Genomic DNA, 2,546 nt, shown 5'->3' on the forward strand with positions numbered 1-2,546 from the left:
CGGCGCATGCGGTGCTGCAGGCCGAGGGGACCGGTGCGGGCGCCGCGCGCCTGATCTCGGGGAATCATCCCATTCACGAGGTGCTCGAGCACACGCTCGCCCACTTGAAGGGGTGCGATTACACGCTCCTGTTCCCTTCCGGGTACATGGTGAACGTGGGCGCGATTCCGGCGCTGGCGGAGCGTGGTGACGTGATCTTCTCCGACGCGCTGAATCACGCCTCGCTCGTTGACGGTTGTCGCATGTCGCGCGCGGTCACGCACGTCTTTCCGCACAACGATCTCGAGGCGCTGGAACAGCTGCTGATCACGGAGCGGCCGAGATACCGTCGTGCGCTGATCGTGGTGGAGGGGGTATTCTCGATGGACGGCGATCTCTGTCCGCTCGACCGCCTCGTGCCTCTCGCGCGCAAGTATCAGGCGTGGACGTACGTGGACGATGCACACGGGACCGGTGTGCTGGGCGATACCGGTGCGGGGAGCCTCGAACACTTCGGCGTGAACGGGCTCGTGGACGTGGTGGTGGGCACCCTTGGCAAGGCGCTGGGCACCGCCGGCGCGTACGTGGGTGGGTCGCAGGAACTCGTGGAGTTTCTCGTGAGCCGCGCCCGTTCGTTCATCTTCACCACTGGATCACCGCCGGCGCTGGCCGCGGCCACGCTCGAGGCGCTGCGCATCGCGCAGGTGGAAACGTGGCGGCGCGATGCCGTGCGTGACCGCGCGCGTCGCCTGCGCCAGCGTCTCATGGCCGGTGGCCTCGACATCACCGGTCCCGACGACGGGCATATCATTCCCGTGATGATCGGAGACGCCGTGCGCATGACAGCCATCGTGACGGATTTGCGCCGCCGTGGCTTTCTCGTGGGCGGTGTACGTTCGCCCACCGTGCCGGCGGGTACGTCCCGTCTTCGCCTGTCGATGTCGGCCGTGCACCCCGTCGAACTCGTCGATGCGCTGGGCGCCACGCTGCTGGATGCGCTGCGCCGCAGTCGGGGATAACGGATCAGTCGGTGGCGGCGCGCTTGAGTGCATCCACGAACACCGAGGTGGGCTGCGCGCCACTCACGGCATAGCGGCCGTCGAGTACGAGAAACGGCACCCCTTGAATGCCCAGCCGCGCGGCTTCGCGCTGGCTCTGCTGCACGTCCACGTCGTATGTGCGCTTCGCAATGAGGTCGCGCACCTCGCCCTCGGCGAGTCCATGCGCGGCGCCGATGCGCACCAGCACCTCCGGGCTGCTCACGTCGTCGCCCGCGGTGAACTGCGCCGCGAAGAGGGATTCGACGAGGGGCCACACATCGAGCCCCTTCTGCTGCGCATGCACCACCAGCGCGTGCGCGTGCACCGTATTGGGATGCCGCGTAATGCGATCAAAGGCAAAGTCGAGGCCATCGGCGGCGCCCGCCTGCGCGACGCGCTCGAACATCGGTTCCGCGCGAGCGCGGCCGCCGAACTTCTGTTCGATGACCTCTTCCCAGTCGCGCCCTTCGGGCGGAATGGTGGGATCGAGCTGAAACGGGCGCCACGTCACGTCGAAGGTGACGTCGGGCATGTCCGCCCTCACGATGTCGAGGGCGGCGGCCAGCCGGCGGTCGCCGATCCAGCACCACGGACAGACCACGTCCGCATAGAGTTCGAGGGCAACGGTTCTCGTGGATCGCATACGGGGCATTGTACGTTAAGTGGCCGTGGCGATCCACTGGGGTCGGCCACCGCCGTCCCGCGTCCTGCGACCAGCACCTGCTTCCCGCTACTCTCCGTCCCGTGTCCATCGCCGACATCCGCAAGGATTACCAGCGCCACGCGCTTACTGAAGCCGACGTGGCCGACGATCCGATCGCGCAGTTCACCACGTGGTTCGACGAGGCGCTGAAGGCCGAGGTGATCGAACCGAACGCCATGTGCCTCGCTACTGCCACCCCCGACGCGTATCCGTCGGCGCGCATGGTGCTGCTCAAGGGCGTGGACGCGCGCGGCTTCGTGTTCTACACCGACTATCGCAGCCGCAAGGGTGTGGAACTCGCCGACAATCCGTGCGCCTCGCTCTGCTTCTTCTGGCCGGAGCTCGAGCGGCAGGTACGCGTCAACGGGGCCGTGCAGCGTGTGAGCCGCACCGAGTCGGATGCGTACTTTCAGTCACGTCCGCTGCCGAGCCGCATCGGGGCGTGGACGTCGTCGCAAAGCAGCGTACTGCCGTCGCGTGAGACGCTGGAGCAGGAGCTTGCTGCCAACGAAACCCGCTTCGCCGACGGCATCGTGCCGCTTCCCGAGCATTGGGGCGGCTTCCGGGTGGTGCCGGAGGAGATCGAGTTCTGGCAGGGGCGGCGGAGCCGGTTGCACGATCGCATTCAGTTCCGGAAGGAAGCGGGCCGCTGGGTAAAGCGACGACTGTCGCCGTAACCACATCCGGCGGGAACCCCCGCCCTCGGCTGCGAGTTCCGCGTGCATGTCTCAGACTTCGCACGCGGTTCTCGTTTTGGGTGCCACCGGTGGTATCGGTGCAGCATTGGCCCGTAAGCTCGTAGCCAATGGCACGCGGGTGTTTCT

The 2,546-nt window shown here is 67.0% G+C and carries 3 protein-coding genes; 2 read left to right on the top strand and 1 reads right to left on the bottom strand.

Annotation, left to right across the window (positions count from 1 at the left end):
- Nucleotides 1-998, top strand: a 998-nt coding sequence (locus tag ACIQ6O_RS16265; protein WP_396208820.1) for an aminotransferase class I/II-fold pyridoxal phosphate-dependent enzyme, incomplete at its 5' end; no start/stop codon positions are given.
- Between the two features lie 4 nt (nucleotides 999-1,002).
- On the opposite strand, the gene ACIQ6O_RS16270 is transcribed toward ACIQ6O_RS16265, so the two are convergent.
- Nucleotides 1,003-1,662 carry a DsbA family oxidoreductase gene (locus ACIQ6O_RS16270; protein WP_396208821.1) on the bottom strand — a complete coding sequence of 220 codons (660 nt, stop codon included), beginning with the start codon at nucleotides 1,660-1,662 and terminating at the stop codon, nucleotides 1,003-1,005.
- Nucleotides 1,663-1,763: 101 nt separating this feature from the next.
- On the opposite strand from ACIQ6O_RS16270, the gene pdxH reads away from it, so the two are divergent.
- Complete coding sequence (pdxH, locus tag ACIQ6O_RS16275; protein WP_396208822.1) at nucleotides 1,764-2,399, top strand: pyridoxamine 5'-phosphate oxidase; 636 nt, start codon at nucleotides 1,764-1,766, stop codon at nucleotides 2,397-2,399.
- The last annotated feature ends 147 nt before the right edge of the window (nucleotides 2,400-2,546 follow it).

Origin of the sequence: Gemmatimonas sp. (assembly GCF_044345575.1) — a bacterium.
Taxonomy (GTDB): Bacteria; Gemmatimonadota; Gemmatimonadetes; order Gemmatimonadales; family Gemmatimonadaceae; genus Gemmatimonas.